Below are 6,533 nucleotides of genomic sequence, written 5' to 3' on the forward strand. Positions count from 1 at the left end.
ATAGTCTGGCCATCGGGGGAGAAGGCTACGGACCAGACAGGGTCAGTATGTCCAGAGAAGGGTTGACCGATAGGCGTTCCCTCTAGAGTCCACAAGCGAAGGGTTTTATCATAACCGCTACTGACGATAGTCTGGCCATCGGGGGAGAAGGCTACGGACCAGACAGGGTCAGTATGTCCAGAGAAGGGTTGACCGATAGGCGTTCCCTCTAGAGTCCACAAGCGGAGGGTTTTGTCAGCACTGCCACTGACGATAGTCTGGCCGTCGGGGGAGAAGGCTACGGACCTAACAGTGTCAGTATGTCCAGAGAAGGGTTGACCGATAGGCGTTCCCTCTAGGGTCCACAAGCGGAGGGCGTTGTCAGCACTGCCACTGACGATAGTCTGGCCATCGGGGGAGAAGGCTACGGACAAGACAGGGCCAGTATGTCCAGAGAAAGGTTGACCAATTGGTGCTCCCTCAACCAAATCGAAAAGATGAAGGAAGCCGTCCTTTAGTCCTGCAACGACTTGTAGTCCGTTTGGAGAAATCGCGGCTGTGTAAACCGGGCTTTCTAACGTTGTAAAAATATCAGGCGGTAATGATTGATCTATCACAGGTGGCATCCAAGAATAGGCAAATTCTTCTCAGGTTGCTCCATCTTATTAACAAGGCTGATAATTGCAAGACAACAAGGACATTCGATCTTAAAAGCGAACCTTGCCGAAGCTTTGCTCTAGCTTTTTGTTTAAGGGTCATGCTTGATAGTCCCCTGCTGAATCTTCTCCCAGACAGAATGAGAAGAACTCTAACAGTGAAGATATCTGCTATTTAGACCTAAATTATGCGTGCTTGACTCTGTCAGCAGGTAACGACGCTGTCAACCTAGCCTCGCCCTGCAATCACGTCCTTCATTTCCCGAACGGCTCGTTCCAAGCCCACCAGCACCGACCGACTAATAATCGTATGGCCAATATTCAGCTCTTCCATCCCCGGTAGACAGGCCACGGGATAGGTATTCCAATAGGTCAAGCCATGACCTGCATTGACTCGCAGACCCAATGCAAGGGCGTGCTCGCATCCCTGTTTCAACACGTCCAGCTCTCGGGCCTGCTGGGCCTCCCCCTTGGCTTCCGCGTAAGTCCCTGTATGCAGCTCAATAAACTTGGCTTTCACCTGAGCTGCCGCTTCAATTTGGGCAGCATCGGCATCGATAAATAGGCTGACAGGAATATTAGCCGCTTGTAAGGTCTGGACCACCTCTGCCATATGAGTTTGCTGACCGATAACATCTAGCCCCCCTTCTGTGGTCACTTCCTCTCGCTTTTCCGGCACTAGGGTGACATAATCTGGTTGGATTTGGAGTGCGATTTCAACCATTTCTGCCGTCGCCGCCATTTCTAAATTCAAATGGGTGCGGACAGTTTTTCGCAATACCTCGACATCTCGATCCTGAATATGCCGTCGATCTTCCCGTAGATGAACGGTAATACCATCCGCTCCTGCTAATTCGGCTAATACGGCTGCCGCCACTGGATCCGGCTCCACTGTTCGACGGGCTTGGCGAATCGTCGCCACATGATCGATATTCACACCAAGGGTAGGCACGATAACACTCCTGGCTAAGGGGAAAATTAATTATAGGACCCTTATGTAGTCTTCGTTTAAATCCTGTGGATTTCAGTCGTCATTGCTAGCCTGACTGCGGAGGATCAATTAACTACTCCGCAGCAAGCGGGCAGAGTAGGGAAGATGTGTTACTCCCAAATCTACGTTTTGGATTGTGAGCTAATTTCTTTGCTGCAAGCAGCGAGGAATGGACCCTCTCTAGAGTCAACTAAGCAGATATTTAAACTTTTGCAACAAGCTGAAGCCACTATTGGTAGGCTTGTCTAGAATGTTAACGAACGTACGTTCATCAAAAATAGGGATCCTCAAATTGGAGATAACTCAATCCAAACGATCTTCTCGTCGTGATGGTAAGCAAGCCATTCTAGATTCAGCCCTTGAGTTATTCACTCATCAAGGCTACAAAGAGACCTCCGTTGAAGACCTACGCAAGGCAGCAGGATTTAAATCTAAAGCAAGTCTGTATGCTCATTTTGATAGCAAAGAAGCGGTAGCTGATGCACTCTCTATGCAGATTCTTCAGAAAATAGAGCATCAAATCCTAACAGACTATGCCAATGCTGGCTCAGAGCCACTTAAGATTCTGATTGCAGTCATCAGGGGATTTACTCAATGGGGGCTAAACCACTCCCAAGAGTACAAATTTCGATTTATTCGGGCTCAGCAAGATCGACTGATTAGAGGTCAATTTGACTATACAACCGGCCAGTTTTCAATGGCTTATACCAAAATGCTAGCGCTACTCCAACACCTGCGTCAGCAATATCCCATGCGACACATTGCAGATACCGCACTGATCAGCATGGTAATAGCATTAATAGACAAAACCGTGATAGATCGAGAATCCTTTGGAAATATAAGTCTTGAGGAACAGGTTGACCAAGTTCTGGAACTCTGTATGGGCATATTTTTCCGTGAACCGATCCAGTTGAGCTAACCAAGAATTGAAGTGCCATACCTTTGCGAACATAATGACCCAAAAATTTTTTGACCGTTTGGTGAACGAACGTACATGCAGTTCCAACCCAAACAAGTTGATCAGCGTTGTTTTTTTCCAGTGAGCAGTGCCTTGTAGATTCAACGAGTGCAAGTTCAATGAGTGTCGCCTTTTGAATAATCCATCCCTTAGGAGAATAAACAGCAATGCCCAAAAATAGCCCTACACACTTAGGAGAAGCAATTAATCGTTTGGTTCAATTAAGAGACTTGTGTTCGAATTTAGCTATTTCTGTAGATGCAGGTTTAATTCCAGCTCAGATAGCTGAGATCTGTGAAATTGGGGCAGAGGAACTACAGGATATTGGCAGAGAACTGAGTCGTCATAACACTTCCATCCAAAATTAATCCATTGCATGGTCTAGTCCAACTCAACAGTGTGCAATTACTGCTGCGATCGTAAAAGATGTCTTCAAGAAGATACCTTTAGCCTGGATCATGCACTGCTCTAATACTGACTACAAAAATATTGCTTAAAACAGTCAGTATTAGAGACCCAATGCTTAACGTATTGGCTTTCAAAGATTTCACTTAATTTTTATGGATAAAACAGATTAACTGACAATCCTAACTTGTTGGGCACACTCCTTGGCCCGTTGCCGAGCTTCTTCTGTAGTGTTGCCTAAGGCGAGCGCCACTCCCATTCGTCGATTTTTATGGGCGGTGGGTTTGCCAAACAGGCGAACGCGACTAGTGGGAACGGCGAGAGCGGCAGCAACACCTTCAACTTGTGGTTCTTTAGAGGCCTCTGAAGCCAAGATCACAGCAGAAGCGCCAGGACGAATCAGCTGGATGTCACCTATGGGAAGCCCTAGAATCGCACGGACATGCAGCTCGAACTCCGACATATTTTGGCTGACCATGGTGACCATACCCGTATCGTGGGGCCGAGGGCTAACTTCACTGAAGTAAACGGTCTGAGGCTGATCGGCAGAGCCAGCAATAAACAATTCAACCCCAAACAGACCCCAGCCCCCTAGGGCATCGGTAATGTGGCGAGCCATATCTTGGCAGGCCTGTAATGTATCTGGATGGAGGGCACAGGGTTGCCAGGATTCTCGATAGTCCCCGCTTTGCTGGATATGACCGATGGGGGGACAGAAGTGGGTACCCGATTGAGACCGCACGGTCAGCAAGGTGATTTCAGTTTCAAATTCGACAAAGCCTTCAACAATGACCCGAGGGGCATTGCCACGACCTGCTTCTAGGGCATAGGTCCAGGCTTGGGCAATGTCGCTGTTTGTTTTAACCAAGCTTTGGCCTTTGCCTGAGGAACTCATCACGGGTTTGACGACACAAGGCAGACCAACCTGTTGAACCGCCTGCTCATATTCCGCTTGAGTGGAGGCAAACTGGAAAGGAGAGGTTTTTAAGCCCAGGTCACTGGCAGCTAGACGCCGAATACCCTCCCGATCCATGGTCAGGTTGGTGGCCTTAGCGGTGGGAATGACGTTCCATCCTTCTGCTTCTAGTTCGAGTAGGGTTGCGGTGGCGATCGCTTCAATCTCCGGCACGATCAAATCGGGTTTAACGGTCTCTATAACCTGACGCAGGGCCGCCCCATCCTGCATATTAATCACAACATTTCGGTGGGCAAACTGCATGGCGGGAGCATGGTCATAGGAGTCCGCTGCAATCACTTCAATTCCTAAGCGCATGGCCTCTAGGGCCACTTCCCGGCCTAGTTCTCCTGACCCCAACAGCAACAGACGCTTGGCGGACGAGGAAAACGGAGCACCCCAAGGTGTGGAGAGGGAAGTCTTAGGAGGACGGCTGATCATCGTTATCGAGGAAGAATCAATCTATAAATTTACATGGATGCAGTATGACCGATAACGGTTTCATACCATAATGCTGATTAGCAGTTCGTGGGGATAGAATGGCGTTTTTGCTGCATCTATTCCTGCAATTTACAGATAGATTTAACAATCATGGGCCTAATTGTTCAGAAGTTTGGTGGCACGTCCGTTGGTTCAGTGGAGCGGATTAAAGCAGTGGCCCAGCGGGTGAAGCAAACCGTTGGGCAAGGAAACTCGGTAGTGGTGGTGGTATCTGCCATGGGTAAGAGTACCGATACCCTGGTCCAGCTTGCTCAAGAAGTATCTTCCAATCCCTGTCGGCGCGAGATGGACATGCTGTTATCGACGGGGGAACAGGTCTCAATCTCTCTCCTGAGTATGGCCCTTCAGGAACTAGGGCAGCCCGCTATTTCCTTGACTGGAGCGCAGGTGGGAATTGTGACGGAGCCCGAACATACCCGCGCCCGTATTCTCCACATTGCCACAGAGCGGTTAGAGCGCCATCTGCAAGAGGGCAAAGTGGTTGTGGTCGCTGGGTTTCAAGGTACTTCTAACACTTCTGATCTGGAAGTAACCACGTTGGGGCGAGGCGGGTCAGATACCTCTGCTGTGGCGTTGGCAGCAGCCCTCCATGCCGAAAAGTGCGAGATCTATACCGATGTGGCTGGGGTGCTAACGACAGACCCTCGGTTGGTGAAGGATGCTCAACTGATGGAGGAGATCACCTGTGAGGAGATGCTGGAGCTAGCGAGTTTAGGGGCCAATGTGCTTCATCCTCGGGCTGTGGAGATTGCCCGCAATTATGGCGTGCAGATGGCTGTTCGCTCCAGTTGGACCGATGAACCGGGTACCCAAATCATCTCCACCGGGACGCAGCCGAAGACGTTGACGGATCTAGAATTGGGACGCCCCGTCGATGCAGTGCATTTCGATCTAAATCAGGCTAAGGTCGCTTTGCTACATGTTGTCGATCGCCCAGGCGTAGCAGCGGGTCTCTTCGGGGAATTAGCGAACCAAGGGCTGGATGTGGACCTGATTGTCCAGTCTATTCATGACGGTAATTCCAATGACATTGCGTTCACGGTGGCTCAAGATAGTTGCGATCGCACCGAAGCCGTCGTGACTGCTTTTGGCTCAACCTTACCCTCTAGTCGTGACTCAGAAGTGATCGTAGAACGGAATGTCGCCAAGGTCAGTATTGTCGGGGCAGGCATTATTGGGCGTCCCCAAATTGCCGCCCAAATGTTTCAGACCTTGAGTGATTTGGGCATCAACTTGCAAATGATTTCTACCTCTGAGGTGAATGTGAGCTGCACGATTGCCGCTGCCGATTGTGAACAAGCAACACAAGCCCTTTGCGACCTCTTTGAAGTGACGAGTTCCCCCGTTGATAGCGGCATTTCGGTCTCTGATCATTCCATCCCACCCGTGCGGGGGGTGGCGTTGGATCTGGAGCAAGCCCAGCTGGCAATCCGTAACGTTCCAGACCGTCCGGGGATGGCAGCCCATATTTTCCAAACCTTAGCCCAGCGAAATATTAGTGTGGATATGATTATTCAGTCCCAACGCTCGCGTCAGGTGGACGGGCAGCTTACGCGAGATATTGCCTTTACCGTAGCAGCGATGGATTTAGAAGTGGCTAAAGAGCTGTTGCAGGATCTGTCGCGTACCTTGGGATGTGGAGATGTGGCCTCCGACTCTGCGATCGCAAAAATCAGCATTGTGGGGATCAGCATGATGGGACAACCAGGGGTTGCAGCGCATATGTTTACGGCCTTGGCACAACAGAACATTAATATCCAAATGATTGCCACCTCAGAAATTCGAGTCAGTTGTGTGGTCGCCCAATCAGATGGGGCAACCGCATTACAGGCAATTCATAAAGCCTTTCAATTGGGTCAATCTGCATCAGCTTGAGGTGTTATCATCCCAGCATAAACAGTCATTTTTAAACCACTCAGGAATGTAACAAGCCCGTTTCCCAGGGTCTTATCGCTGGTATTTTTGATGCCAAGGTTCTGGAAACCTTTAATAACGTGAGTTCGACGCTAAACAATCGCGGCAGGGAGGGCCTTTAGCTCCTCAGGCGTCAGATCCAGAGCAGGCTTCATCGGGTGATACGAATAGGCA

At 49.7% G+C, this 6,533-nt stretch carries 6 protein-coding genes; 3 read left to right on the forward strand and 3 right to left on the reverse strand.

Features of this window, described 5'->3' with window-relative positions:
* A partial coding sequence (locus Q0986_RS06450; RefSeq protein ID WP_299406286.1) for a WD40 repeat domain-containing protein occupies positions 1-596 on the reverse strand: 596 nt, incomplete at its 3' end.
* 268 nt (positions 597-864) lie between these two features.
* The gene (locus Q0986_RS06455; protein WP_299406291.1) at positions 865-1,587 is read right to left on the reverse strand and encodes a pyridoxine 5'-phosphate synthase; all 723 of its coding nucleotides are present in this window, start codon (positions 1,585-1,587) and stop codon (positions 865-867) included.
* Positions 1,588-1,918: 331 nt separating this feature from the next.
* On the opposite strand from Q0986_RS06455, the gene Q0986_RS06460 reads away from it, so the two are divergent.
* Positions 1,919-2,545, forward strand: a complete 627-nt coding sequence (locus Q0986_RS06460) for a TetR/AcrR family transcriptional regulator (RefSeq protein ID WP_299406295.1) — start codon at positions 1,919-1,921, stop codon at positions 2,543-2,545.
* Between the two features lie 206 nt (positions 2,546-2,751).
* Positions 2,752-2,952 carry a hypothetical protein gene (locus Q0986_RS06465; RefSeq protein ID WP_299406300.1) on the forward strand — a complete coding sequence of 67 codons (201 nt, stop codon included), beginning with the start codon at positions 2,752-2,754 and terminating at the stop codon, positions 2,950-2,952.
* A 206-nt stretch (positions 2,953-3,158) separates the two neighbouring features.
* On the opposite strand, the gene purT is transcribed toward Q0986_RS06465, so the two are convergent.
* Positions 3,159-4,385 carry a formate-dependent phosphoribosylglycinamide formyltransferase gene (gene purT, locus Q0986_RS06470; RefSeq protein WP_299406305.1) on the reverse strand — a complete coding sequence of 409 codons (1,227 nt, stop codon included), beginning with the start codon at positions 4,383-4,385 and terminating at the stop codon, positions 3,159-3,161.
* 150 nt (positions 4,386-4,535) lie between these two features.
* Between purT and Q0986_RS06475 the strand changes: the two genes are divergently transcribed.
* Positions 4,536-6,320, forward strand: a complete 1,785-nt coding sequence (locus Q0986_RS06475) for an aspartate kinase (RefSeq protein ID WP_299406309.1) — start codon at positions 4,536-4,538, stop codon at positions 6,318-6,320.
* The last annotated feature ends 213 nt before the right edge of the window (positions 6,321-6,533 follow it).

It is taken from the genome of Acaryochloris sp. IP29b_bin.148 (assembly GCF_028285565.1).
In the GTDB taxonomy this organism is placed as follows: domain Bacteria; phylum Cyanobacteriota; class Cyanobacteriia; order Thermosynechococcales; family Thermosynechococcaceae; genus Acaryochloris.

Excerpts from the sequence above, each read along its gene's own strand:
- Q0986_RS06475 (WP_299406309.1), top strand. The coding sequence starts at position 4,536 with ATGGGCCTAATTGTTCAGAAGTTTGGTGGCACGTCCGTTGGTTCAGTG.
- purT (WP_299406305.1), bottom strand. The coding sequence starts at position 4,385 with ATGATCAGCCGTCCTCCTAAGACTTCCCTCTCCACACCTTGGGGTGCT.
- Q0986_RS06465 (WP_299406300.1), top strand. The coding sequence starts at position 2,752 with ATGCCCAAAAATAGCCCTACACACTTAGGAGAAGCAATTAATCGTTTG.